This window comes from Pseudoalteromonas luteoviolacea DSM 6061 (genome assembly GCF_001625655.1).
GTDB lineage: Bacteria > Pseudomonadota > Gammaproteobacteria > Enterobacterales > Alteromonadaceae > Pseudoalteromonas > Pseudoalteromonas luteoviolacea.
The window spans coordinates 67,106-92,361 of the sequence record NZ_AUYB01000126.1 but is presented as its reverse complement, the minus strand read 5'-3'; the positions used below and the strand labels follow the sequence as shown (position 1 = coordinate 92,361).

At 43.3% G+C, this 25,256-nt stretch carries 24 protein-coding genes; all 24 read left to right on the top strand.

What is annotated here, in order from left to right; genetic code table 11:
- Nucleotides 1–210: 210 nt before the first annotated feature.
- The 24 genes from N475_RS18970 to N475_RS18855 all read left to right on the top strand — a co-directional run bounded on the left by N475_RS18970 (nt 211) and on the right by N475_RS18855 (nt 25,189).
- The gene (locus tag N475_RS18970; RefSeq protein WP_063356974.1) at nt 211–1,320 is read left to right on the top strand and encodes a sensor histidine kinase; all 1,110 of its coding nucleotides are present in this window, start codon (nt 211–213) and stop codon (nt 1,318–1,320) included.
- Nucleotides 1,317–2,723 carry a sigma-54-dependent transcriptional regulator gene (locus N475_RS18965; protein WP_063356975.1) on the top strand — a complete coding sequence of 469 codons (1,407 nt, stop codon included), beginning with the start codon at nt 1,317–1,319 and terminating at the stop codon, nt 2,721–2,723. The genes N475_RS18970 and N475_RS18965 overlap by 4 nt, the downstream gene beginning before the upstream one ends.
- A 165-nt stretch (nt 2,724–2,888) precedes the next feature.
- Nucleotides 2,889–3,224 carry a flagellar hook-basal body complex protein FliE gene (fliE, locus tag N475_RS18960; RefSeq protein WP_063356976.1) on the top strand — a complete coding sequence of 112 codons (336 nt, stop codon included), beginning with the start codon at nt 2,889–2,891 and terminating at the stop codon, nt 3,222–3,224.
- 25 nt (nt 3,225–3,249) lie between these two features.
- Nucleotides 3,250–4,968: a flagellar basal-body MS-ring/collar protein FliF gene (gene fliF, locus N475_RS18955; protein ID WP_063356977.1), complete on the top strand. Its 1,719-nt coding sequence runs from the start codon at nt 3,250–3,252 to the stop codon at nt 4,966–4,968.
- Nucleotides 4,961–6,001: a flagellar motor switch protein FliG gene (gene fliG / locus N475_RS18950; protein WP_063356978.1), complete on the top strand. Its 1,041-nt coding sequence runs from the start codon at nt 4,961–4,963 to the stop codon at nt 5,999–6,001. Before fliF ends, fliG begins: the two co-directional genes overlap by 8 nt.
- Before the next feature lie 3 nt (nt 6,002–6,004).
- On the top strand, nt 6,005–6,826 hold the full coding sequence (gene fliH / locus N475_RS18945) for a flagellar assembly protein FliH (RefSeq protein WP_063356979.1): 822 nt from the start codon (nt 6,005–6,007) through the stop codon (nt 6,824–6,826).
- A gap of 17 nt (nt 6,827–6,843) precedes the next feature.
- Nucleotides 6,844–8,187 carry a flagellar protein export ATPase FliI gene (gene fliI / locus N475_RS18940; RefSeq protein WP_063356980.1) on the top strand — a complete coding sequence of 448 codons (1,344 nt, stop codon included), beginning with the start codon at nt 6,844–6,846 and terminating at the stop codon, nt 8,185–8,187.
- Nucleotides 8,187–8,633, top strand: a complete 447-nt coding sequence (gene fliJ, locus N475_RS18935) for a flagellar export protein FliJ (protein ID WP_063356981.1) — start codon at nt 8,187–8,189, stop codon at nt 8,631–8,633. Before fliI ends, fliJ begins: the two co-directional genes overlap by 1 nt.
- An 83-nt stretch (nt 8,634–8,716) precedes the next feature.
- Nucleotides 8,717–11,011, top strand: a complete 2,295-nt coding sequence (locus N475_RS18930; RefSeq protein WP_063356982.1) for a flagellar hook-length control protein FliK — start codon at nt 8,717–8,719, stop codon at nt 11,009–11,011.
- Nucleotides 11,012–11,057: 46 nt separating this feature from the next.
- Nucleotides 11,058–11,582, top strand: a complete 525-nt coding sequence (gene fliL / locus N475_RS18925; protein WP_063356983.1) for a flagellar basal body-associated protein FliL — start codon at nt 11,058–11,060, stop codon at nt 11,580–11,582.
- A gap of 10 nt (nt 11,583–11,592) precedes the next feature.
- A complete protein-coding gene (gene fliM / locus N475_RS18920; RefSeq protein WP_063356984.1) occupies nt 11,593–12,687 on the top strand; it encodes a flagellar motor switch protein FliM in 1,095 nt (364 codons plus the stop codon).
- 24 nt (nt 12,688–12,711) lie between these two features.
- On the top strand, nt 12,712–13,107 hold the full coding sequence (gene fliN, locus N475_RS18915) for a flagellar motor switch protein FliN (protein WP_063356985.1): 396 nt from the start codon (nt 12,712–12,714) through the stop codon (nt 13,105–13,107).
- Between the two features lie 11 nt (nt 13,108–13,118).
- Nucleotides 13,119–13,487 carry a flagellar biosynthetic protein FliO gene (gene fliO / locus N475_RS18910; RefSeq protein WP_063356986.1) on the top strand — a complete coding sequence of 123 codons (369 nt, stop codon included), beginning with the start codon at nt 13,119–13,121 and terminating at the stop codon, nt 13,485–13,487.
- Nucleotides 13,488–13,492: 5 nt separating this feature from the next.
- The gene (fliP, locus tag N475_RS18905) at nt 13,493–14,236 is read left to right on the top strand and encodes a flagellar type III secretion system pore protein FliP (protein WP_063356987.1); all 744 of its coding nucleotides are present in this window, start codon (nt 13,493–13,495) and stop codon (nt 14,234–14,236) included.
- 1 nt (nt 14,237) lies between these two features.
- Nucleotides 14,238–14,507, top strand: coding sequence for a flagellar biosynthesis protein FliQ (gene fliQ, locus N475_RS18900; RefSeq protein WP_063356988.1), 270 nt, complete (start codon nt 14,238–14,240; stop codon nt 14,505–14,507).
- A 1-nt stretch (nt 14,508) separates the two neighbouring features.
- Nucleotides 14,509–15,288, top strand: coding sequence for a flagellar biosynthetic protein FliR (gene fliR, locus N475_RS18895; RefSeq protein ID WP_063356989.1), 780 nt, complete (start codon nt 14,509–14,511; stop codon nt 15,286–15,288).
- 9 nt (nt 15,289–15,297) lie between these two features.
- Nucleotides 15,298–16,428 carry a flagellar biosynthesis protein FlhB gene (gene flhB, locus N475_RS18890; protein ID WP_063356990.1) on the top strand — a complete coding sequence of 377 codons (1,131 nt, stop codon included), beginning with the start codon at nt 15,298–15,300 and terminating at the stop codon, nt 16,426–16,428.
- Between the two features lie 58 nt (nt 16,429–16,486).
- A complete protein-coding gene (gene flhA, locus N475_RS18885) occupies nt 16,487–18,586 on the top strand; it encodes a flagellar biosynthesis protein FlhA (RefSeq protein ID WP_063356991.1) in 2,100 nt (699 codons plus the stop codon).
- Nucleotides 18,587–18,605: 19 nt separating this feature from the next.
- The gene (gene flhF, locus N475_RS18880; RefSeq protein WP_063356992.1) at nt 18,606–20,120 is read left to right on the top strand and encodes a flagellar biosynthesis GTPase FlhF; all 1,515 of its coding nucleotides are present in this window, start codon (nt 18,606–18,608) and stop codon (nt 20,118–20,120) included.
- On the top strand, nt 20,113–20,973 hold the full coding sequence (locus N475_RS18875; RefSeq protein WP_023401816.1) for a MinD/ParA family ATP-binding protein: 861 nt from the start codon (nt 20,113–20,115) through the stop codon (nt 20,971–20,973). Before flhF ends, N475_RS18875 begins: the two co-directional genes overlap by 8 nt.
- A gap of 2 nt (nt 20,974–20,975) precedes the next feature.
- Nucleotides 20,976–21,710 carry an RNA polymerase sigma factor FliA gene (locus tag N475_RS18870; protein ID WP_063356993.1) on the top strand — a complete coding sequence of 245 codons (735 nt, stop codon included), beginning with the start codon at nt 20,976–20,978 and terminating at the stop codon, nt 21,708–21,710.
- 47 nt (nt 21,711–21,757) lie between these two features.
- On the top strand, nt 21,758–22,141 hold the full coding sequence (gene cheY / locus N475_RS18865) for a chemotaxis response regulator CheY (protein ID WP_010364893.1): 384 nt from the start codon (nt 21,758–21,760) through the stop codon (nt 22,139–22,141).
- Nucleotides 22,142–22,162: 21 nt separating this feature from the next.
- Complete coding sequence (locus tag N475_RS18860; protein ID WP_063356994.1) at nt 22,163–22,927, top strand: protein phosphatase CheZ; 765 nt, start codon at nt 22,163–22,165, stop codon at nt 22,925–22,927.
- A 15-nt stretch (nt 22,928–22,942) separates the two neighbouring features.
- Entirely contained in the window at nt 22,943–25,189 is a 2,247-nt protein-coding gene (locus N475_RS18855) for a chemotaxis protein CheA (RefSeq protein ID WP_063356995.1), read from the top strand.
- Nucleotides 25,190–25,256 lie beyond the last annotated feature (67 nt).

Sequence of the window (25,256 nt, the reverse complement as noted above, 5' to 3'; positions counted from 1 at the left end):
CATGTGTCAAATATTCGACCTAAGCAAGTGAAAAGCTGATGGTCAGCATATTTCATTGTTTCGATAACTATATTTTATATCTGTATAAAAATACAGTGTCAAAGTTTTGTTAGGAGGTAAATTGATTTTAACTTTATGAATTTTATAGATAATTAATGTTGGCACAAGGTTTGCTTTTATCCTGTTAGGAAGATTCATGAGAGTAGTGTCATGGCGTTAGCAAAAGTGATAAATCCACAATTTGTGCCAGAAAACCAATTTAACCCTTGCTTGTTGCAGGAAGCGTATGTTGGTGAACTGAGCGACCTAAGGCAGCAAGCGAGCTGGTTAAGCCATTTGGTAGATACGATGCCTGCGGGTGTTGTAGTCCTTGATGGGCAAGGCATGATCGCAAAGGCGAATCAAATAGCCAAAGATATGCTTGGAGAACCATTAGAAGGCGAAAAATGGTTTAACATCATTCAGCGCTCCTTTAGCCCACAGCAAGATGATGGCCATGAAGTGTCGCTGCGAGATGGTAGGCTTATCAAATTGGAGATTACGGCACTTACGCCAGAGCCTGGTCAATTGGTGCTAATGACTGACTTAACTGAAACGCGTAAATTGCAAGCCAGAGTTGCGCATATGCAAAGGTTAAGCGCACTTGGGAAAATGGTTGCGTCTTTAGCGCACCAAGTACGAACGCCTTTGTCTGCGGCTATGCTATATGGCGCTAATCTAGGAAGCGCCAATTTGCCATCTCAATCCAGAGAGAAGTTTCACAATAAACTCATGTCTCGTCTCAAAGATTTAGAGAGCCAAGTAAATGACATGCTGTTGTTTGCGAAAAGTGGAGAGCAGCAAGTAGTCGAACGAGTCTCTATGCAGCAGTTGCTTAACGAAGTAAAAGCAGGCGCAGATGCGATGTTGTCATTGAATAATGCGGCGATGGAAGTATTTCTACCTGAGCCTGATATCGAAATTCTTGGTAATAAAACGGCGCTTGCGAGTGCTATCCAGAACTTGATCCACAATAGTGTTCAAGTTATTGGGGCTGGAGCAAAAATTACTTTGCGCGCAACTCGTGAAGCGCAAGGTGAAGAAGTCAGAATCTCAGTTAGCGACAATGGGCCAGGGGTCGATTTGTCACAAGCCAACAGATTATTTGAACCGTTTTTCACCACAAAATCACAAGGCACAGGACTAGGTCTCGCAGTGGTTAGTTCCGTAGCAAATTCACACAAAGGGCGTGTTGAAGTAGATAACATGCCAAGCGGAGGAGCGTGTTTTAGCATGCTATTACCGATTTCTCAACACACTCAACTTCAGGAGGTCGTATGAGTAACAAAATTCTAGTCGTTGAAGATGACGCAGGTTTACGTGAAGCACTCTTGGATACTTTAGAGCTAGCTGGCATTGACTGTGTTGAGGCGGATAGCGCAGAGCAAGCGATGGTATTGCTTAAGCAGCAAAGCTTCTCTCTTGTTGTAAGTGACGTACAAATGGGGCAAATGAGCGGTATTGATTTACTTAAAAGTATCAAGCTCAATTACCCACAACTACCTGTTTTAATGATGACTGCTTATGCGACCATTGACGATGCAGTAGAAGCTATGAGGCTGGGCGCAATAGACTATATGGCTAAGCCATTTGCACCTGAAGTGCTGCTCAACATGGTCAGTCGTTATATGCCTGAAAAGGAAAAAGACACAGACGGCCCTATCGTGGCTGACGTTAAAAGTTTACAGCTACTCAACCTAGCCAAAAAAGTGGCTCAATCAGATGCGAGTGTAATGGTATTAGGTCCAAGCGGTTCGGGTAAAGAAGTTCTTGCACGCTATATTCATGACAACTCTGAGCGTTGTAATGAACCTTTTGTCGCAATTAATTGTGCAGCAATTCCAGAAAATATGCTTGAAGCCACTTTATTCGGTTACGAGAAAGGCGCATTCACCGGCGCTATCCAAGCGTGCCCAGGTAAGTTTGAACAAGCGCAAAAAGGCACCATTCTATTGGATGAAATTACGGAGATGGACTTAGGGTTGCAAGCCAAGTTACTTCGTGTACTTCAAGAAAGGGAGGTCGAGAGGTTAGGTGGTCGTAAGACGATTGAATTAGATGTCAGAGTGTTAGCGACGAGTAACCGAGATCTCAAAGAAGCCGTTGCTGAAGGTAAGTTTAGAGAGGACTTATATTACAGACTAAATGTATTCCCGCTGACATGGCTACCTCTGAAAGACAGAGCTGCTGATATTGTTCCTTTGGCAAATCATTTAATTGAAAGACATTGTCAAAAATCTGGCCAAGCTGCACCACAGTTGTCTGCTGAAGCACAAGATAAGCTGATGCAGCATGCATGGCCTGGTAATGTCAGGGAGCTGGATAATGTGGTTCAAAGAGCGCTAATACTACAACAGGGCGGTGTTGTTTCAGACTCAGATATTTTCATAGAAAACTTTGAGCCTGTTGAGTTGAGTTTGACTCCAGAAGTCGTGAGCACGCCTGCTGAGTTAGATAGTTCGCCATATCAGGAGTTGCCTCAGAATGTGTCCAATGTACCAAGCAACGATGCACTTAGCTACAAAGAGGAACTGCAAGACAAAGAGCATCAAATCATTTTAGATACTTTGACGCGATGCAACGGAAAAAGAAAAGACGTTGCTGAAATCCTTGGAATAAGCCCAAGAACGTTACGATACAAGCTAGCTAAAATGAGAGATTTGGGGTTACCTGTCCCTGCCTAAATAGTGAGTTAGCCAGATGTATGTCTGGCTAACTTTTATACTGTCAAAATTCTGTCCTTTCTAAAACTCACCTTGTTTGTTTGTAAGTTGTTGATATTTAACGGGTAAAAGTTGGCACATTTAGTGCATTTATCAATTCATATGTAATCTCACGAGGTGAGCAATATGAAGATTCAACACACCAGTTTATATCAAGAAATGCAGTCAATGGCATCCCAAGCCAGTCGAGTACAGCCAGAAGCAAAAGTGCCAGCGCAAGCGACAGCGGCAACTTCAAGTGCGCAATTTGGCGACATTCTTTCGAGTGCATTAAATAACGTTGCTGATTTACAAAGAGATGCAAAATCAAAAGTTACCGCGGTTGAAATGGGTGACAGAAGTGTATCTCTTGCTGAAGCAATGATCGCTAAAAACAAGTCTTCAGTAGCATTTGAAGCAACCGTTCAGGTACGTAATAAGCTCGTTGAAGCTTATAAAGATATCATGAGCATGCCGGTGTAATTCAGAGAGTTAGTGGAGAGTAACTGTGGCTACAAATCAATCGACAGATTTAGCACTTTCAGACGGCCCCGCAGGAGCGGTTGCAGAAGGTGCTGAGACCCAGCAAGAGCAAAAATCTGGTTACTTCAGTGCTTTAAGCGGCGTTGATATGTTACGTCAAGTTACGCTCGTAATCGCACTGGCAATATGTTTAGCAATCGCTGTATTTATTATTATTTGGGCTCGTCAGCCTGATATGCGACCTCTTGGTCAATACCCAACAGATGAGTTAGTGCAAACTTTAGATTTTCTTGATGCGCAAAAAATAGACTACGAGCTTGATGGAAATACCATCATGGTTGAAGAAACTGACTATCAAAATATTAAGTTAAAGATGGCACGTGACGGTTTTACACAATCTCCGTCGTCAGGTACTGATATTCTGATGCAAGATATGGGATTTGGTGTTAGTCAACGTTTAGAAAGAGAGCGTCTAAAGCACAGCCGTGAACAACAGTTGGCTAGAACCATTGAAGAGTTGCAAGATATTAATCGAGCAAAGGTCTTATTGGCGATACCGAAAGAAAATGTATTCGCACGCCGAGAGAAAAAGCCTTCTGCAACTGTTGTGTTGACAATGAAACGTGGCCGTACACTGGACGGTGAAGAGGTGGATTCGATAGTAGATATCGTTGCATCAGCGGTTCAAGGTTTAGAACCTTCTCGTGTGACCGTGACAGATCAAAATGGTCGTTTATTAAACTCAGGCTCGCAAGACTCGCTGGCTGCCCGTTCTAGAAAAGAGTATGAAATTGAGCGCAAACGTGAGTCTGAGTATTTGTCCAAAATTGACAGTATTATGATCCCAGTTGTTGGTCTTGGTAATTTTACAGCGCAAGTTGACCTAACAATGGACTTTAGTGCAATTGAAGAGACTCAAAAGCGTTTTAACCCAGATCTTCCAGCTGTTCGTAGTGAAACGACATTCGAGGAAAGTAATATCGGTGGGATTACTGCTGGTATTCCTGGGGCTCTAACAAATCAACCTCCAGTGGACTCGAATATTCCTGAAATTGCTGGCGCAGGTGGCAGCGGCAAAGGCACAACGCCGACGCGTTCGCAAAAAGAAGCGACACGTAACTACGAGCTAGACACAACAATTTCGCATAAGCGTCAACAGACAGGGGTTATTCGTCGCATTAGTGTCTCTGTGGCTGTTGATTATGTTGCGAAGGCTGACGCTGAAGGCAATATGGCCATGACGCCTCGCTCACAAGAAGAATTGAATAATATTCGCCGTCTTTTACAGGGTGGGGTTGGTTTTGACATGCAGCGCGGTGACGCATTAGAAGTAGTGACTGTGCCGTTTGTTCGTGAAGATATCTTGGAAGCTTCTGAATTACCTTTATGGGAGCAAGAGTGGTTCATGAAGGTAGCAAGGCTAGCAGCTGGCGCATTGGTAATCATTGTATTGATTATGGCTGTAGTTCGCCCTATGCTGAAGAGATTGATATACCCAGATGATACACTAGAAGATTATGATGAAGATGCATTAACGGCTGGTGTTGATTTAGGCGATAGTACACTAGATATGCTAAGTAATGACTTTGATGAATCAGCTGTTGGCTTCTCCTCGGATGGTACATTACAATTGCCAGACTTACATGGAGATGAAGATCTATTGAAAGCGGTTCGCGCACTGGTAGCGAATGAACCTGAGCTTTCTTCACAAGTGGTCAAAGCGTGGTTAACTGAAGATGAGTGATGAAGAACAAAAACAACTGCCGCCAGCGTTCGATGTTGAGAAGCTAGATGGGGTCGATAAGGCTGCCATCTTGCTACTTAGCCTAACGGAAGAAGATGCGGCGCAGATTTTAAAACACCTTGAGCCAAAGCAAGTACAGAAAGTGGGCATGGCAATGGCTGCGATAGATGATTTGTCACAGTCAAAAATAAGTGCGGTTCATAACCTGTTTATTGAACAAATACAGAGTTTTAGTACTATTGGATTCCAGTCTGAAGACTTTATTAAAAAAGCGCTTACCGCAGCCCTTGGTGAAGATAAGGCAGCAAGTCTTATCGACCAGATTGTTATGGGCTCTGGTGCGAAAGGTCTCGATTCACTCAAGTGGATGGACTCAAAACAAGTTGCAAATATTATCCGCAATGAGCACCCACAGATCCAAACAATTGTATTGTCTTATTTAGAACCTGAGCAATCGGCTGAGATTTTGTCTCAGTTTACTGAAAAGGTTCGGTTAGACTTAACTATGCGTATTGCTAATTTAGAAGAAGTACAGCCAGCTGCACTACAAGAATTGAATGAAATCATGGAGAAACAGTTTGCAGGTCAAGCCGGTGCGCAAGCTGCGAAAATGGGTGGCCTCAAAGCTGCTGCTGATATCATGAACTACCTTGATACTAACGTAGAAGGTCAGCTGATGGACTCAATCCGTGAACATGACGAAGAAATGTCACAGCAAATTCAAGATCTGATGTTTGTATTTGAGAACTTGATGGATGTTGAAGACAGAGGCATTCAAGCCATCCTACGTGAAGTACAACAAGATGTGCTGATGAAGGCAATTAAAGGTGCGGACGATTCCCTCAAAGATAAAATCCTCAGTAATATGTCAAAACGTGCTGCTGAAATGATGGCTGATGATTTGGAAGCCATGCCTCCGGTGCGTATTAGTGAAGTAGAAGCTGCGCAGAAAGAAATTCTTGCTACGGCGAGACGTTTGGCTGATTCTGGCGAAATTATGCTTGGCGGCGGTGGCGGTGAGGAGTTCTTGTAAACCATGTCTGAACCAAAGTTATATCGCGGTAAGCCGCTTCACGGAGAAGCGGTTGATTCACTGTTAGAGCATGTCGAAGACTGGCCCATCCCAAATGTCAAAGAGGACTTGAGTGGTTTAGCCGGTCGCTCTACCGCGATGGGCACGCCGTTAGAAGAGCTCTATACAAAAACTGAACGACAAGCAGAACCTGAGACGGTCGAACCTGAAATTCCCACTTTAACCTTGGAGGAGCTTGAGCAAATCCGTCAGGATGCATATGAAGAAGGCTTAAAGCAAGGTCATGAACAAGGATACATTGAAGGCTTTGAAAAAGGTGCTAAGGAAGGAAATGAAGCTGGATTGAAAGAAGGGGTTGAAGTCGGAAAACAGCAGGGGCTTGAAGATGCGAAGCCTCTCATTGAAGAACGACTGCATATGCTGTCTGGCCTTATTGACAAAATTAATGCGCCATTACAGCAGGTAGATGAGGCTTGTGAGAAGCAGTTAATACAACTTGTCAGTTTATTGACACAACAAATTACTTTTCATGAATTGAGAACAAATCCGGAGCTGATATTACAAGCACTCAAAAAAGGCTTAGATGCGTTACCTATTTCCGATGTGCAGTTGAAAGTACACCTTCACCCTGAAGATTTAAGCCTTGTTGAAGAGGCATACGGCTCTGAAATGCTACAAAAACAAAGGTGGCAACTTATTCCTGAACCCACATTGGAGCGAGGTGGTTGCGAAATTAAATCACCCATTTCATCTATTGATCTTACGGTTAAAAACCGCCTAACAGAAATATTGGAAAAGTTTTTGCATGATAGCGGTATATCGTAATTACGACACCAGCATTCATGACAGAAACAGAGCTTCAAAATCAGCCTTTAGCGAACAGAATTAGTTCTTATCAAAAACATATTCACTCCTATGGGGTTGCTGTAGCTGGCAGCCTCACTCGTGTAGTTGGCTTAACATTAGAAGCAAAAGGTCTAAACGCCGCTGTAGGTAGCCAATGTAAAATAGAGACCATTAATGGCTTTGTTGATGCCGAGGTTATTGGTTTTAACGATGACGTTTTGTATCTAATGCCCAACGATCAAATCTCAGGTGTTTTACCTGGAGCACGTGTTATCCCTCAAGTAAAAGAGTCTGGTTTGCCAGTTGGCATGGGACTGTTGGGTCGAGTTGTAGATGGGTTAGGTCGACCGCTTGATGGCCTAGGCGCGGTCAAGGCTGAGGCCCGTTTGAAATTTGCACAAGCACCCATCAACCCATTGGCTAGAAGACCTATTAGCGAGCCGATGGATGTTGGTGTACGGGCTATTAATTCAATCATTACTGTTGGCCAAGGGCAACGCATGGGTTTGTTTGCAGGTAGTGGTGTTGGTAAATCCGTTTTACTGGGCATGATGACCCGAGGCAGTGAAGCTGACGTTATTGTGGTTGGACTGGTTGGTGAGCGTGGCCGAGAGGTAAAAGAGTTCATTGATGAAATTCTTGGTGCAGAGGGACGTAGGCGTTCTGTCGTGGTAGCAGCGCCAGCTGATGCTTCTCCGCTAATGCGATTAAAAGGGTGTGAAAGTGCCGTGACAATTGCAGAGTATTTTAGAGATCAAGGGTTAAATGTTTTGCTACTACTTGACTCTGTTACTCGATATGCGATGGCGCAACGTGAGATTGCATTGGCAGTTGGTGAGCCTCCTGCAACTAAAGGCTACCCACCTTCGGTATTTGCAAAGTTACCAGCTTTAGTCGAGAGGGCTGGTAATGGCGGTGAAGGGCAAGGTTCAATAACTGCCTTCTTCACTGTTTTAAGTGAAGGAGATGACATGCAAGACCCCATCGCTGATTCAGCGCGTGCGATTTTGGATGGCCATATAGTGTTGTCACGAGAATTAGCTGACAGTGGACACTACCCAGCCATTGATATTGAAAAGTCTATCAGCCGTGTCATGCCACAAGTTGTTTCTGAAGCACATTTACAGCAAGCAAGGGTACTGAAGCAGGTTTATTCCATGTACCAACAGAATAAAGACATGGTTACGCTTGGCGCTTATCAACAAGGGAGCGATCCCATGTTAGACCAAGCGATAGCGATGATGCCAACAGTCAATGGTTTCTTGCAGCAAGGTATGAAAGAAGTACTTAACTATGATGAGTGCTTACAAGGCCTAGCACAATTATTAGGACAAGGTTAATGGCAGCGAACAAACTTGCACTATTACATAAGCTAGAAGCGGATAAAGAAGACGGGTTGAGGGTTAACTTTGTTCAAGCAGAGCGAAGTTTTCAAGATAACCAACAAAAACTTAAAGGTCTAAATGACTTTCGTTTGGAGTACTCTCAGCAGCTATTTAACAAAGCTCAACAGGGGCTCAGTAGTAGTGGATTTTCTCAGTACCACAGCTTTATCAATAAAATTGAAGAGGCAATCAAGCAGCAGGCTAATACTGTGGCAACGGCAAAGCGAGTGGTGGAGCAAAGGCGGAAGCTCTGGTTGGCACAGCAGGCTAAGGTAAAGGCAATCGCCAAACTTATTGAGAAAAAAGAGCTTGAAAAACAAAGGTTACTAGCCAAAGCAGAGCAAAAAATGCTGGACGAATTTGCGACAAATATTTTTATGCGACGCAAGCTGGCTAATTAATGGCTCAAAAATTGCATTTTTATGAAATAACAGGTTTATAAGTAGGCAAGCGGCGTTCAATTGCCACACGAAAAGGTGAGAATATGGTTAATGTTTCATTGGAAGTTGGATTAAACAACACTGTTTCACCACAGCACAGACAAGCAGAGGATAGCTCCGACGGAAGAGGCTTTATGGCGGTGCTCGCGGAAGCCACAGAGCGAGAAGAATCTAATGCATCAGCACAAAATGAAGCGGATAGAGAAGAACAAGTAAAGCAAGAGGCTAGCAGTGAGAAGTCTCATGCTGAAAAAACACGTGCCGAGCAAGAGCGTGCTGAGCAGACTGGACAGGCAAACCAGAAGCCCATTCCAAAAGAGCTAGATGAGCCACTCAAACTGGATGAATCACATTTGCCAAAGCCAAAGCAAGGACCTGATGTTATTTTGAAAGTGGCAACATCTGAGGATGTGAATAAATCAGCTCCGACTCCGAGTGCGGATTCTTTGTTGTCTCAAATTAATGCGTCAAACAACCAAAAAACAGGTGTTGAGCATCATTTAGCACCTGTGCCTCAAGCCCTAAAAGCACACCTTGGAAATGCTGAAAAAGTTGAAGAGGTGCCAACCAAAAGCAGTAAAAAAGGGCCTATTGACCTAATTGGTCCAATTGTTGTTCAGGATAACAAAGACACTGAAAGCGCCATAAAAACAGCCCCTAAACTGATGGCTATGGAAGAAAGTTCTTCGAGCAAACAGGGCCAAGGTCAGGCTGAAGTACTCAAGCCAAATCCCGTTGGGCCGAGACAATCGGAGGGCCCTGTTGGCGATCCTAGTGATGAACCTGCAGCAGGAGCCAACTCGTCAAAACTGCTAGAGAATGGAGGAAAAGTCCAATCTCAGCCAGAAGCATTCGATGGTGTGAAAAAAGAGCGTGAGTGGTATTTGCACGATAATAAAGCTGCTAAGTCAACACCTACGACTGACTCTGTTAATGTAGTAAAAGTAGCTCCTCAACCGACGGATAATAAGTCAGTACCTAATGCAGATGTAGCAAAAGGTACGGGATCAGAGAGAAAAGTACCGGACCTGATTAGTGACTTAATGCAAAAAGAGAGTATAAATCCGGTGCAGGGGCAAGAAAAACCTGTTGCAAAAGAGACCGATAAGCTTACGTCTCTGAGTAAAGAGTTTACAGATAAAGTGCCTAGTGCAAGCGCTCAAAGTGGACAGCAGGCTCAGGCAACAGATGCCCCTAAGCATGTGCTGAAGCAGACTAGCGCAGAGCCTACAGTTACTCCAAAAATAGCAGAAGGTTCAAACTCTAAATTATCAGAGTTAAAAGCGATGGTGGATAATCTGTCACCTGAGGAAAAGCAAGAATTAGAAAAGCTCGTTAATGAGCGTCTTAGCGACGCTAAGCCAGCCGATTCAGCAACTAAAAAACAAGAAGCTGCGCTGTATAATGCGTTGACAGGTAAAAGTCTAAATCAGTCTTCTGAGTCAAGTGCAGCTGCGGTAACAAAAGGTTCAATGGACAGTGAAGCCAAAGACAAAGTTGGCCTAAGCAATGAAAAACTCGGTAATGGTAAGCTGGAGAATAGTGCAAAAACTGATACATCAGTAAAATCAGAATTTACTTACAATAGCACTAAGGTCGCTGCAAAAGAGCAACCTGCCACTGAAGTAAGTAAACAAGGTGCAATAGAAGTATCTGCAACAACAGAAGAGCAAGCAGAGCTGCCAAGTAACTTTGAGGGAGAGCAGCAAAATGGCAGCCAAAATCAGCGCCACACAGCGAGCCAAAATGTTGAAAACGTATTTAAGGCTATTCGAACGCTAGGTACTGAACAAATCCAGAGTAAGGAAGAGTTTGAACAAGTAATCCAGCAAGTTGAGCAGTCACGCCAAAATCAACAAACGACTGTGCAACAATCTAACGCGCAAGCTAAACTACAAATGGATCCTGGGGTTGCACAGGCATTGAACTTGACTCGTAATGATGCCGCTAAAATGCTTCAAGATAAAGTTAACATGATGATTAACTTAAACAACAAAGAAGCTGAGATCAGATTGGACCCTGCCGAATTAGGCAGTATGCAAATTCGCATCCGCTCAGATGCTGAACAAGCTCAAATAAACTTTGTCGTACAAAACCAGCAAGCGAAAGAGTTGCTAGAAGAGTCTATGCCTAAACTGAGAGAAATGTTGGAAGAGCAAGGGATTGAATTAGGAGAAAGTAATATCCAACAAGAATCAGAAGGTAGCTCAAGTGGTGATGAAAATGAGCAACAAGGGCATGGAAAACTTGCTAATGAAGCCAGTGAAGCGCAAAATAATAAAGAACAATCAGTGACTAGCAGAAAACAAAGTGATTCCGCAATAGATTACTATGCTTAACAACTGCTATCATTAAGAGAGAACTTAATTTTATAGAAGCGCACATATGGCTGAAGAAACCGATTTAGAAATAGAAGAAGCGGGTGGTTCCAAAAAGAAGCTCATCATTATAATTGCCGCAGTTGTTGTGATTTTAGGTGGTGTTGCTGGATTTTTCTTAATGTCTGGTGGCGATGAAGAAGAGGCGTCTTTAGCCGAAGAGTCAACTGTTGTAGAAGAAGACTTAAGCGAACAAAACTCTGCCGAGATGGGGAGTGCGTTGTATGTTGCTATGCCAAGGCCATTTGTGTTCAATGTGCCTGGTGCTAGCAGGGATAGAATAGTACAAATTAAAGTTCAATTGTTGGTCCGTGGGGACGTGAACGAAGAAGTCACCAAAAAACATATTCCTTTGATTGAAGGCACATTATTAAGTGTGTTTTCGACGACAACCGCAGATGAATTGAGTACCAGTGCGGGTAAGGAGACATTGAGATTGACTGCGTTGGACAAAGTTCAAGCAGCGATGGAAGGTGTCGAAGGCAGCAAAGTTATTGAACGTGTGCTATTTACCGGTTTTGTAATGCAGTAGGAATCAACCTGTGAGCGATTTACTATCACAAGATGAAATCGATGCCCTCTTGCATGGTGTTGACGAAGTCGAAGAAGACGAAGTACCTTCTGGTGAAGGGGGCGAGGATGCTAATGCCCTACAGTATGACTTCTCCTCTCAAGACAGGATCGTGCGTGGGCGAATGCCAACGCTTGAAATCGTAAATGAACGTTTTGCGAGACATATGCGCATTAGTTTGTTCAACATGATGCGAAGAACGGCAGAAGTTTCTATTAACGGTGTTCAAATGCTCAAGTTTGGTGAGTATATCCACACGCTGTTTGTACCGACGAGTTTGAACATGGTGAGGTTTCGTCCGCTTAAGGGAACTGGATTAATCACGATGGAAGCAAGGTTAGTCTTCATCTTGGTTGACAACTTTTTTGGCGGGGACGGTCGCTACCATGCCAAAATCGAAGGACGAGAATTCACGCCGACAGAACGACGTATCGTACAAATGCTTCTGAAAATTATTTTTGAAGACTATAAAGAAGCATGGGCGCCAGTTATGGATGTCTCCTTCGAGTATTTGGATTCAGAAGTTAACCCTGCAATGGCAAACATTGTATCACCTACCGAAGTCGTGGTTATCAGTTCATTTCATATTGAATTAGACGGCGGTGGTGGCGATTTTCATATCTCCTTACCATACTCCATGCTTGAACCCATCAGAGAACTTCTTGATGCGGGTGTGCAATCTGATACTGAAGATACAGACTTGCGTTGGAGTAAAGCGTTACGTGATGAAATCATGGATGTTGAAGTAGAAATGTCCACTCAATTACTGGAAGTTGATTTGTCATTGCAACAAATTATGGAATTGAAAGCTGGCGATATCATACCAGTGGAAATGCCAGAGCATATCACCGTATTTGTTGAAGAGCTGCCAACTTTCCGCGCAAAAATGGGTCGCTCTAGAGACAACGTTGCATTGCAAATAAGTGAAAAAATTAAACGTCCTGAGTCTGTTAAATCAGAGCTGCATGTGTTTACCAAAGGTGGTAAAAAGCTCGATTCAGATGCAGAGTTAGCTGAATTAGAAGAAGATCTGCACCTATCAGAGGGTGTTGATCTTGACTGGTGATCAAGAATTTAAGGTAGTAAGTGCATGAGTGATGATCAAGATACTATGGATGAATGGGCTGCCGCGCTTGCCGAAGCAGAAGATGCTGATCAAGGCAGTGCTGAAGTCGCTGAGTTAGAAGAGCTAGAAGAGAATAATGCAAATTTAAGCGCTGACGAGAAAAGAAAGTTAGACACTATTTTAGATATTCCGGTCACCATTTCGATGGAAGTGGGTAGATCGAAAATCAACATTAGAAACTTGCTTCAATTAAACCAAGGCTCTGTTGTTGAGCTGGATAGAGTAGCAGGTGAGCCACTAGACGTGCTTGTTAATGGTACGCTGATAGCGCACGGTGAAGTGGTAGTAGTAAATGACAAATTTGGTATCCGATTAACTGATGTAATCAGCCAAGTTGAACGAATCAAAAAGCTTAGATAGTAGTATAAGTCATGACTTGGATACTATTTACAAATGTGGCTGCAGCGCAGCCGCAAGGGCCCAGTTTGGAGATAGTAACTGTTGCTCTGTCCCTGGCTTCTATTATTGCACTCATAATTGGCCTCGCTTGGCTTGTTAAACGTATAAACCCCAATGTTGGAAATAATCAAGACTTTAAAGTGGTCCGAAGCTTGCCGCTGGGGACGCGGGAAAGGTTGTTGGTTATCGAGATAGATGATAAGCAACATTTACTAGGTGTTACACCTCAAAATATCAACTACTTATATCAATTAGAAACCCCTTTAAGCGAAAACCAGACGGCGCCTTTTGTTAAAGAGTTAAGCCGTTTCATGGGTCAACCAATAAAAAAAGAAAAGTGAAAAGCATGCTTCGACTCCTTTTATTTTTAGTTTTAACTATGTTTCTTCCCCATGTAAGTGCAAACGATGGTTTTGAGGCATTAAGTGTAACTACTAACCCTGATGGCTCTCAAGAGTACTCGGTAACGCTCCAAGTACTGGCTATCATGACGGCGCTAAGCTTTATCCCCGCTGCCGTTATTATGATGACCTCATTTACGCGAATTATTGTGGTGTTGGCTATTTTACGCCAAGCGATTGGCTTACAGCAGTCGCCGTCTAATCAAATATTAGTGGGGATGTCACTGTTTTTAACTTTTTTCATTATGGCGCCAATTTTCAGTCAAATACATGAAAAAGCCGTTCAGCCATACCTGAATGAAGAAATGACATCGGTTCAAGCTTTGCAAGAGGCGAAAGAACCAATAAAAGAGTTTATGCTGTCTCAAACCCGCATCTCAGATCTAGAAACCTTCGCTAAAATAGCAGGTTATGAAAAACTGGATAGTCCTGAGGACACACCATTTGTTGTGATTATCCCGGCTTTTGTCACCAGTGAATTACAAACAGCATTTATTATCGGTTTTATGTTCTTTATTCCATTTCTTATTGTAGATTTGGTTGTAGCCAGTGTCTTGATGGCAATGGGTATGATGATGTTATCTCCAATGATTGTCTCCTTACCTTTCAAAATAATGTTGTTTGTGTTGGTAGATGGTTGGTCGCTAGTTATGGGAACATTGGCAAGAAGTTTCGGCTTGGGGGTCTGATATGGAACCAGAAGTTTTTGTAGATATTCTCAGCGACTCTTTATTTCTGGTTATCAAGTTAGTTGCGGCCATCGTGGTACCCGGGTTGGTTATTGGTTTAATCGTGTCAGTATTTCAGGCAGCAACTTCCATCAACGAACAGACGCTGAGCTTTTTACCAAAGCTGATTATTACGCTTGTTGCCCTGATTGTGGGAGGGCACTGGATGACCCAAGAGTTAATGGACTTTTTCAAATTGATGGTCATGCGTATCCCCGAAATCGCAGGTTAATATGGAGATCCTGTTTTCTGAATTAATGCAGGGGTTAAGCGATTATATATTACCCCTGATACGTATTAGCTCAATGATTATGGTGATGGCGGGCCTTGGTGCACAAAGCGTATCTAAACGTATAAAGCTTTGCTTGTCTATTGTAGTTACCTTGGCTGCTGCACCCGCTATACCACAGTCGCAATTCACAGACTTATTCTCTTTTCAAATGATCCTAGTGGTTATTCAAGAAATGATCATCGGCATTGCGATTGGTTTTGCGTCTTTATTATTACTTAATACATTTATTGTTGCAGGTCAGGTGCTTGCTATGCAGACAGGCCTAGGCTTTGCGTCTGTGGTTGATCCGTCCAATGGATTGAGTGTACCAGCGGTTGGTCAATTTTATCTCATTCTTGCTACTTTACTGTTTTTTGTTTTCGATGGGCATTTAATGATGATTCAGATGGTTATTTTTAGTTTTGAATCTTGGCCTATCGGAGGAAATTGGTGGCATGTGGATAATTACTGGGAAATTGTAACTTGGGGGGCGTGGGTATTTGCCACTGCATTGTCGCTGTCCTTGGCGCCCCTAACCGCAATGTTAGTAATCAACATGGCGTTTGGGATCATGACACGTGCAGCACCTCAAATGAATATTTTCTCAGTCGGTTTTGCCTTCACACTCGTAGCTGGTCTTACTATTATTTGGGCTACACTGGGTAACTTTACGATGCAGTATGAGTTCCAGTGGCTTAGAATGATTGAATTGATGTGTGAATTGGTCGGTTGTACGGTGTAGGAGGAAGCAATGGCTGAAGATTCAGGTCAAGAACGTACCGAAGAACCCACCGCCAAAAAAATCAGTGATGCGAGAAAGAAAGGTCAGGTTGCGCGTTCCAAAGAATTGGGTACCACATTCGTACTGATCTTTTCAGCAGTGGCCTTGATTTTGTATGGAGCCGACATTGCGAAAGGTTTATACAACATAATGGGCCGAATGCTGACTTTAAATCGCAACGAGACCTATGATACGACCAAGATGTTTTCTGTTTGGGGTGATGCGTTCTCTGAGCTGTTTTTCCCAATGTCTATGTTTGTCCTGATCATCCTTGTTGCTGGAGTGATTGGAAATACTCTCCTAGGAGGATTTAACTTTAGTTGGCAAGCCGCAGCACCCAAAGCAAGTAAAATGTCGCCTATGAAAGGCATAAAAAGAATGTTGGGCCCTCAGGCAGCTGTTGAACTCCTCAAATCAATTTTGAAGTTTGTGCTCGTTGCAGGGTTTGCCATATTGTTTATTAAATGGATGTTTTACGACATTCTGCATTTAAGTATTGAATCTGCGCCCGGCAACGTTATCCATGCACTAGAAATACTGGCTTGGATGTTTTTGGCTTTGAGCTGCACAATGATTGTGATTTCAGCGATAGATGCACCTTATCAGAGTTATAATCACAATAAGCAGTTAAAAATGACACTTCAGGAAGTGAAGGATGAGTATAAAAACTCTGAAGGTGACCCGCAGATTAAAGCGCGGATCCGAAGAACTCAACGTGAAATGTCTCAACGCAGGATGATGCAAGATGTGCCGGATGCTGATGTTGTTGTTACTAACCCTACTCACTATTCGGTCGCGTTAAAATACGACACAGAGAAAGCTGGCGCGCCAATCGTGTTAGCAAAAGGTGTTGACGAGCTTGCCATGCAAATTCGAAAGGTTGCAAAAGGTAACGAGGTGCCAATTGTCGAGTCTCCAGTGCTCACACGCTCTCTCTACCATACGACCGAAGTAGGCGACCAAATACCCGATCAATTATTTACAGCCGTTGCACAAGTGCTCGCGTATGTATTCCAGCTTAAAAAGTTTAATAAAGGCCGAGGCCGCAGGCCAACAGCGCTTAATAAAGACTTACCAATACCAGACGATATGAAGCACTAATAGTTGGAATGAAGATTGCTTTAACTTACCTGCGTCAATAAATTGAAGTTGATAAGTTATGGATTTTAAAGCGGTTCTACAACAAATAAATCGAGACAAAAAAGACTATGCAAAAGGCATTGGTACCCCATTACTGGTACTTGCTGCTTTAGCTATGGTTATTTTGCCCATGCCACCATTTTTGCTAGATATATTGTTTTCTTTCAATATAGCGCTGGCCCTCGTTGTGTTGTTGGTAACCGTTTACACCATGAAACCATTAGAATTTGGTATGTTCCCTGCGGTCTTGCTTATCGCAACGATAATGAGGCTCGCATTGAATGTGGCGAGTACACGAGTTGTTTTGCTTGAAGGGCACAACGGTGGTGACGCAGCCGGTAAAGTAATTGAAGCATTTGGCTCGGTTGTAATTGGTGGTAACTATGCTGTTGGTCTGGTTGTATTCCTAATTTTAATTATTATCAACTTTGTGGTAATTACCAAAGGTGCTGGGCGTATTTCAGAAGTCTCGGCACGTTTCACATTAGACGCGATGCCAGGCAAACAAATGGCTATTGACGCGGACTTAAACGCGGGTTTTATTTCGGCAGAAGATGCACGAGCAAGACGTGATGAAGTAACCAGAGAAGCTGACTTTTACGGTTCAATGGATGGTGCGAGTAAATTTGTAAAGGGCGATGCGATTGCAGGCATCGTGATACTCGCAATCAATATTATCGGTGGTCTGTTTGTTGGTATGGTGCAGCATGATTTAACGTTCTCGCGTGCGATGGAAGTATACACCTTACTTACTATTGGTGATGGGTTAGTCGCTCAGCTGCCTTCGCTACTTCTTTCTATCGGTACAGCCATTGTTGTTACTCGTCAAAACGAGTCTCATAATATGGGCGAGCAAGTTACTCAGCAATTAGGCAATGAAAAATCGCTGTACATAGCCTCTGGCATTTTAATTGTAATGGGTTTAGTGCCTGGTATGCCGCATGTTGCATTTTTAGGTTTAGGTACTTTAATTGGTGGTCTTGCATATTACTCGAAACAACACAAAGAAAAAGCTGCTGCTGCAAAGGCTGAGGAAGAAGCGCAAGGTACACAAGTGGCAAACAAGCAGCAAGATCAAAAAGAATTGGGGTGGGACGATGTGCAGCCCGTTGATGTCATTGGCCTTGAAGTTGGTTACCGTTTAATTCCACTTGTTGACCAAGCCCAAGGCGGTGAATTACTGAATCGAATTAAAGGGGTTAGAAAAAAGCTTTCACAAGAACTTGGCTTCCTAGTACCTCCTGTACATATTCGAGATAACCTAGAGTTAGACCCAAATGCCTATAAAATTACCTTAATGGGTGTTGGCTCAGGCGATGGTGAGCTCAAACATGGTGATGAGTTAGCTATTAACCCTGGCCAAGTATTCGGCCCGATCCAAGGGGTTGCAACTAAAGATCCAGCATTTGGACTAGAAGCCGTTTGGATTAAGCCTGATCAAAAAGATGAGGCTCATTCACTGGGTTACACAGTAGTTGACGCTGCGACAGTGGTTGCAACGCATATCAGCCAACTGCTTACAAACAATGCGTCTTTACTGCTTGGACACGAAGAAGTTCAAAACCTTTTAGATATGCTAGCGAAAAGCCACCCTCGTTTAGTTGAAGGTCTAGTGCCAGATGTACTGCCTTTGACAACGATTGTAAAAGTTTTACAAAACTTACTGAATGAAGGCGTTGCAATCAGAGATATGCGCTCAATTGTTCAGACCTTAGTTGAGTATGGCCCACGTAGCCAAGACCCAGATGTATTAACGGCTGCAGTGAGAATTTCACTGCGCAGATTAATCGTTCAAGACGCGGTTGGTAACGCCGATGAGATACCTGTCATAACATTGGCGCCCGAGTTGGAACAGATGTTGCATCAGTCACTTCAGAACGCAGGTGATGAGGGGGCAGGCATTGAGCCAGGCCTTGCGGAGCGACTTCAAGGTTCTTTGAGAGAAGCGCACCAAACGCAAGAAATGCTAGGCGAGCCGTCCATCTTATTAACCTCAGGTATGTTAAGAAGTGTTTTATCGAGATTTGTCAAACATACAATTCCTGGCTTAAGAGTGATGTCTTATCAGGAAGTACCGGATGAAAGGCAAATTAAGATCATAAGCTCTGTTGGGCAATAGAGGAACGAGGTGCTGAGTCATGAAGATTAAAAGATTTTTTGCAAAAGATATGCGTACAGCTTTGAAAGAAGTAAAAGAAGAATTAGGCGCAGATGCAGTAATTATGTCAAATAAAAAGCTAGCTGACGGTGTAGAGATTGTCGCTGCTATCGATAATGACAGAGTGGCAACTCAGCCACAGCAAACAGCTGCTCAAGCGCAGCCAGCACCAGAAGCTCAGCCAACTTACAGCCAACCAGCTAGAGTTGTTAAGCCACAGGCTCGTCGTGCCCAACCTGAGCCTCAAGCGAGAGTAGCGGACAGTTTAGAAGCGCTATTAGAGCGCCAAGCGCCTAAGCCTCGCTCTCCAGAGCTTGCATCTATGTTTTCTCAATCAGGCATCGACACTGGTGACTTGTTTGCAGCAAAAGCAGAGCCAAGATCTGAATTCCAAAAGTCAGAATATCAAAATGAATACCAGCAAGCAGAGGCTCGTCCTTCTAAAGCTCAGGCTGCACAGCGCCCAACACGTGCACCAGAGCCAATTGCGTCTGATTGGGGATTCGACGATGATCTAGAGTCAGATTTTGATTCAGCGCCAGTATCAGTCGAACCTAAACAAGACGAAATGAGCTCGATGAGAGACGAGATGAATGCGATTCGTCAATTGCTTGAATATCAACTGTCTGGCTTAATGAAGCAAGAAATGGAGCGCAAAGACCCAACTAGAGCATGTCTAGTTGATAGACTTCAAGGTATGGGGATCAGTGCTGATGTCGCTGAGCAAATGGCTTGCTTCATCCCTGATGATGTATCTCGTAAGGAAGCATGGAATGCGTTATTGAATATGGTTGTGAATCAGATGCACACCACGAACAATGATATTCTTCGTCAAGGTGGTGTTTATGCCATGGTTGGTCCAACAGGTGTTGGTAAGACGACAACAGTTGCAAAACTGGCCGCATTAGGAGCGCAAAAGTACGGCGCCGATAAAGTAGCCCTAATAACAACAGATACATACAGAATTGGCGCTTACGAGCAGCTAGCAACTTATGGTAGAATCATCGGGTGTCCGGTTAAGCAAGTTAAAGATGCGAATGAGTTAGCGGAAGTTCTTTATCATTTACGCAATAAGCGTCTAGTATTAATAGACACTGCGGGTATGAGTCAAAGAGATTTACGCTTGACTGAGCAGCTAAATACATTGATGCGCAGCTCGAGAGTAGATATTCGTAGTTATTTAGTATTAAGTGCAACATCTCAAATGCATGTATTGCAAGAGACAGTAAATCACTTTAAAAAAGTGAATCTAAGCGGTTGCATTTTTACAAAACTTGATGAATGTCTAAGTTTGGGCGAGATTATTAGTATTGCGATTCAAAATCGCTTACCAATAGGGTATCTTACGAACGGACAGCGAGTGCCTGAAGACATTCGTGTAGCAAATGCTCAAAAATTAGTTAAAAAGGCTGAGCAGTTGTATTTAAAAAGAACAAAAGCACAACATTCACGACGTGAAGCAGTGGCGTCTCAGACAGTAGGAATGTATGATTAATACAGTTTTAGATCAAGCAAGTGGCCTGCGTAAAATGAATCAGAAAAGTAACCACGGAGTCAAAGTAATAGCAGTAACTGGTGGTAAAGGAGGAGTCGGTAAGACCAATGTTTCATTAAATACTGCGATCGCGCTAGGACAACAGGGCCATAGAGTTTTAGTTTTGGATGCCGACCTAGGATTGGCAAACTGTGACGTAATGCTAGGTTTAAGGGTCGAACGCAACTTATCGCATGTATTATCAGGTGAGTGTGAACTTGATGAGATTTTGGTTGAAGGCCCTGCTGGTATAAGAATAGTACCAGCCACTTCCGGCTCTCAAAATATGGTAGAGTTGAGTCCAGCAGAACATGCGGGGCTTATTCGCGCCTTCAGTGAATTAAGTAACGATTTCGACGTGCTCATTGTGGATACCGCCGCAGGTATTTCTGACATGGTATTGAGTTTCTCGCGTGCGGCACAAGATGTTATGGTTGTTGTTTGTGATGAACCGACATCTATCACAGATGCATACGCTTTAATTAAAGTACTAAGTAGAGAGCACGGCGTATACAAATTTAAAATCGTAGCAAATATGGTTCGCAGCCTTCGTGAAGGACAAGAATTATTTGCTAAACTCTCTAAAGTGACAGACCGATTTTTGGATGTTGCACTAGAGCTTGTGGCTACGATTCCTTTCGATGAAAATATGCGTAAATCTTCGCGACGTCAAAAAACCATCGTAGAGCTCTATCCGAACTCTCCTGCGGCTGTGGCGTTTAGAGGTTTGGCGAGTAAGGCTGTGAAATGGCCTGTTCCGCACCAACCTTCGGGGCATTTAGAGTTTTTCATTGAGCAATTAGTTAACGGGTAATTATGGCTACACCGGTCAATCGAATGGCGGGATATCAATCTGTGGACCACTTGAATAAAGTGGTCGAGCGTCATACACCTTTGGTCAAGAAAGTCGCATGTCATTTGCTTGCCAGACTACCAGCTAGTGTTCAATTAGATGATCTAGTTCAATCAGGTATGATTGGACTAATCGAAGCAACAAAAAACTTTGATGCAAGCAAAGGAGCCAGCTTCGAAACTTTCGCTGGCATTCGTATTCGAGGCGCAATGCTCGACGAGATCAGACGCGGCGACTGGGCTCCCCGCTCAGTTCACAAAAACAGCCGTTTGGTTGCAGAAGCGATTGCAGAACTCGAATCTACCCTTGGTAGAGAACCTAAAGACACGGAAATCGCTGAAAAACTTGATATTCCTTTAGATGAGTACCATCATATTTTACATGACGTAAATGCAAGTAAAATTATTGGAATAGAAGACTTGGGCGTTGACCAAGACGTAATTTCACCTGCAGACAATGATTTAGCGCTAGACAAACCATTCAATAACGTTAAGAATGAGCGCTTTAATGAATCGTTGATAGATGCAATAAAAACACTACCAGAAAGAGATGCTTTGGTTTTGTCTTTGTATTACAACGATGAAATGAATTTAAAAGAGATTGGCCAGATCTTAGATGTGAGCGAGTCTCGAGTGAGTCAGATTCATGGTCAGGCAATGATTAAACTCAGAGCTAAAATTAATGACTGGATCAATTAGAGTACATTTTAATATTTTTATAGGTTCAAACCTCACCGGAGGAAGTTTTGGATAAGAACATGAAAATTCTCGTGGTTGATGATTTCTCTACGATGAGAAGAATAATCAAAAACCTGTTGAGAGACTTAGGCTTTACAAATGTTCAAGAGGCTGATGACGGCAGCACTGCGCTTCCGATGTTGCAAAATCAAGAATTTGACTTTGTTGTTACCGATTGGAACATGCCAGGTATGCAAGGTATCGACCTGCTCAGAGCTATTCGTGCAGACGACAGCCTAAAGCATATCCCTGTTTTAATGGTAACTGCTGAAGCCAAAAAAGAACAAATCGTTGCGGCTGCGCAAGCTGGTGTTAATGGTTACATTGTAAAACCATTTACTGCTGGAACACTAAAAACCAAGTTAGAAAAAGTTTTTGAACGCTTAGGCTAGTAACGAGTTAAGGATAGGCTTATGTCAGAATCCTCTGCGCCACAAATTACATTAGAGCAAGCGAAACAACTTGTTGAGTATCTTGAGAATGGTGAACAAGAGAAGGCCGACCAAATTTTAATTGAAGCAACCAACAAAGAGCAATCTGAGTTGTTTGCTGAAGTCGGAAAATTGACACGTCAATTGCATGAATCTCTAAAGAACTTTGAGTTAGATACTCGTCTATCAGATCTAACTACTGAGGCCCTTCCAGATGCAAAACAGCGTTTAAATTATGTCATGGAAATGACAGAAAATGCCGCTAATAAAACAATGGATGCAGTGGAAGCGAGTCTGCCGCTCGCTCAAGAGCTGGCTGACGAGCTCTCAGAGATAAAACCTACTTGGGATAGATTGATGAGTCGTGACATACAGCTTGGAGAGTTTAAATCTCTTTGTCACGATTTGAACGATTTTATGCAATCTTCGCAAGGCCGTACAGACGAATTGCAATCGTTAATGACGAACGTCTTAATGGCTCAAGATTACCAAGACTTAACAGGTCAAGTTATTCGTCGAGTCATAGAGCTTGTCAGAGAAGTTGAAGACAGCTTAATACATCTGTTAACCGTATTTGGTACAGCAGAAGTGGGTCAACTTAACACGGCTCCAAAACCACAAGAAGTAGTTGAAACCACTGATGAACTATCGGGTCCAGAGGGGCCAATCATTGACGCTGAAGAGCGAGACGACGTTGTCTCTGGTCAAGATGAAGTTGATGATCTGTTATCTAGTTTGGGTTTCTAATAGGAGAGTATAATAATGAGCTTTGAAGTCGATGAAGATATCTTACAAGACTTTCTTGTTGAAGCTGGAGAAATACTCGAACAGTTATCTGAGCAACTAGTTGAATTAGAAAATAACCCAGATGACAAAGATTTACTGAACGCAATATTCAGAGGGTTCCATACCGTTAAAGGTGGAGCAGGGTTTTTGGGCATGAACGAGCTGGTTGACGCTTGTCATGGTGCTGAAAACGTCTTTGATGTGTTAAGGCAAGGACAGCGCTCAGTTAATCCTGAATTAATGGACGTAATCCTGCAATCTTTGGATACGATAAACGATATGTTCGCATGTATTCAAAATCGCGAACAACCAGAGCCTGCAGACCAAGAGTTACTCGATGTCTTACACAAGCTCAGTCAGCCAGAATCAGCTGATGAAGCACCACCTGCACCAGAACCTGTCGCAGAGGTTCCAGCAGCTCCAGAGGCACCACCTGTTGAAGATGATGTTTTCTTTGAACTGGACGGTAGCAGTGATGATGGTGGAGATGGTAAAGCGCAGTCAGATAGCATTGATGAAATCACCGAAGAAGAATTTGAAAGCTTACTAGATGAGTTACATGGCGCTGGAAAAGCACCAGCACCAGAGGGTAAAACTGAGTCTGCACCACAGGCTTCGACGTCCGAACCTAGTAATGCAAATGATGGTGATATCACTGATGATGAATTTGATAGCTTACTAGATGAGTTGCACGGAGTCGGCCAGTTTGGCGCGACACAAAGCGAACCTGCACCAGCAGCTCCAGCTGCTAGCACTCCAACGCCACCGCCTCCAGCAGCAAGTGCTGGCGGGGATGATGAAGAGATCAACGATGATGATTTCGAGGCGTTATTAGACGAATTACATGGTAAAGGGCAGGCACCTAAAAACTTAGAAAGTGGTGCTCAGGAGAGTGCTGAGCCAGCTAAACCAGCTGCAGCAGCCCCTGCAACGCCTGCGCCACAACCTGCTGCTACTCCAAAACCAGCGCCTAAGCCAGCACCTAAGCCGGTAGCAAAGGCTGCCCCTGCGAAGTCTGAGCCCAAAGCCGCCGCACCGAAAAAGCCGGCTGCGCAAGCTGAAACCACAGTTCGTGTAGATACTAAACGCCTTGACCAAATAATGAATATGGTCGGTGAGTTGGTTCTTGTCAGAAACCGATTGGTCAGCCTAGCTAATAATAGCAATAGCGAAGCCATGGGTAAGGCAATATCTAATTTAGATGTTGTAACCGCTGACCTTCAAGGTGCGGTTATGAAAACGCGGATGCAGCCAATTAAGAAAGTATTTGGTCGTTTCCCTCGCGTTGTACGAGATTTAGCTAGAAGCCTTAAGAAAGACATTAATCTGATTCTTGAGGGTGAAGATACGGATCTAGATAAAAATCTCGTTGAAGCACTTGCGGATCCATTGGTTCACCTTGTTAGAAACTCGGTAGATCACGGCATAGAAATGCCAGATGTACGTGAAGCTGCAGGCAAGGCTAGAACTGGTACTGTGACTTTATCGGCTTCACAAGAAGGCGATCACATTCTTCTAACCATTAGAGATGATGGTGCGGGCATGGACCCTGAAAAATTGAAGAAGATCGCCATCAGTAAAGGCGTTATTGATTCTGATCAAGCGAGCAGATTGTCTGATACAGAAGCGTACAACTTAATCTTTGCTCCAGGTTTTTCGACCAAAGAACAAATATCTGACATCTCAGGCAGAGGTGTTGGTATGGATGTTGTTAAGACAAAGATTACTCAATTAAACGGTCAGGTAAACATTCAGTCTGAGCTGGGTGTTGGGACAATTTTAGAAATCAAAGTACCGTTGACATTAGCAATTCTACCAACACTAATGGTGATGGTTGGAGAGCAAACATTTGCATTACCTTTGGCTGGTGTAAGTGAAATTTTCCATCTAGATCTGACCAAAACCAATGTGGTGGATGGACAGCTCACTATTATTGTCAGAGAAAAAGCTATTCCTCTGTTCTATTTAGAACATTGGTTGGTTAAAGGCACAGACATTAACCAGAAAAAAGCCGAAGGACATGTAGTAATAGTCCAGATAGGTACTCAGCAAGTCGGCTTTGTAGTGGACTCGTTAATAGGTCAAGAAGAGGTTGTAATTAAACCTCTGGATTCACTTCTTCAAGGTACTCCAGGTATGGCTGGTGCAACTATTACTTCTGATGGTGGCATAGCTTTAATTCTTGATGTACCAAGTATGTTGAAGCATTACGCGGGCAAGTAGTTTTAAAGACTATTTGTCATCACCGAAAAGTGGTGCCATGTGCACCACTTTTCGGATCTGTAACATA

What these genes read in the sequence shown, in the direction of transcription:
- fliL (WP_063356983.1), top strand. Translation starts at nt 11,058, where the DNA reads ATGGCTGAAGAAACCGATTTAGAAATAGAAGAAGCGGGTGGTTCCAAA.
- fliE (WP_063356976.1), top strand. Translation starts at nt 2,889, where the DNA reads ATGAAGATTCAACACACCAGTTTATATCAAGAAATGCAGTCAATGGCA.
- N475_RS18860 (WP_063356994.1), top strand. Translation starts at nt 22,163, where the DNA reads ATGTCAGAATCCTCTGCGCCACAAATTACATTAGAGCAAGCGAAACAA.
- flhA (WP_063356991.1), top strand. Translation starts at nt 16,487, where the DNA reads ATGGATTTTAAAGCGGTTCTACAACAAATAAATCGAGACAAAAAAGAC.
- N475_RS18930 (WP_063356982.1), top strand. Translation starts at nt 8,717, where the DNA reads ATGGTTAATGTTTCATTGGAAGTTGGATTAAACAACACTGTTTCACCA.
- fliI (WP_063356980.1), top strand. Translation starts at nt 6,844, where the DNA reads ATGACAGAAACAGAGCTTCAAAATCAGCCTTTAGCGAACAGAATTAGT.
- fliH (WP_063356979.1), top strand. Translation starts at nt 6,005, where the DNA reads ATGTCTGAACCAAAGTTATATCGCGGTAAGCCGCTTCACGGAGAAGCG.
- flhF (WP_063356992.1), top strand. Translation starts at nt 18,606, where the DNA reads ATGAAGATTAAAAGATTTTTTGCAAAAGATATGCGTACAGCTTTGAAA.
- N475_RS18970 (WP_063356974.1), top strand. Translation starts at nt 211, where the DNA reads ATGGCGTTAGCAAAAGTGATAAATCCACAATTTGTGCCAGAAAACCAA.
- fliJ (WP_063356981.1), top strand. Translation starts at nt 8,187, where the DNA reads ATGGCAGCGAACAAACTTGCACTATTACATAAGCTAGAAGCGGATAAA.
- N475_RS18870 (WP_063356993.1), top strand. Translation starts at nt 20,976, where the DNA reads ATGGCTACACCGGTCAATCGAATGGCGGGATATCAATCTGTGGACCAC.
- fliP (WP_063356987.1), top strand. Translation starts at nt 13,493, where the DNA reads ATGCTTCGACTCCTTTTATTTTTAGTTTTAACTATGTTTCTTCCCCAT.
- N475_RS18855 (WP_063356995.1), top strand. Translation starts at nt 22,943, where the DNA reads ATGAGCTTTGAAGTCGATGAAGATATCTTACAAGACTTTCTTGTTGAA.
- fliO (WP_063356986.1), top strand. Translation starts at nt 13,119, where the DNA reads ATGACTTGGATACTATTTACAAATGTGGCTGCAGCGCAGCCGCAAGGG.
- fliQ (WP_063356988.1), top strand. Translation starts at nt 14,238, where the DNA reads ATGGAACCAGAAGTTTTTGTAGATATTCTCAGCGACTCTTTATTTCTG.
- fliG (WP_063356978.1), top strand. Translation starts at nt 4,961, where the DNA reads ATGAGTGATGAAGAACAAAAACAACTGCCGCCAGCGTTCGATGTTGAG.
- N475_RS18965 (WP_063356975.1), top strand. Translation starts at nt 1,317, where the DNA reads ATGAGTAACAAAATTCTAGTCGTTGAAGATGACGCAGGTTTACGTGAA.
- flhB (WP_063356990.1), top strand. Translation starts at nt 15,298, where the DNA reads ATGGCTGAAGATTCAGGTCAAGAACGTACCGAAGAACCCACCGCCAAA.
- fliN (WP_063356985.1), top strand. Translation starts at nt 12,712, where the DNA reads ATGAGTGATGATCAAGATACTATGGATGAATGGGCTGCCGCGCTTGCC.
- N475_RS18875 (WP_023401816.1), top strand. Translation starts at nt 20,113, where the DNA reads ATGATTAATACAGTTTTAGATCAAGCAAGTGGCCTGCGTAAAATGAAT.
- fliR (WP_063356989.1), top strand. Translation starts at nt 14,509, where the DNA reads ATGGAGATCCTGTTTTCTGAATTAATGCAGGGGTTAAGCGATTATATA.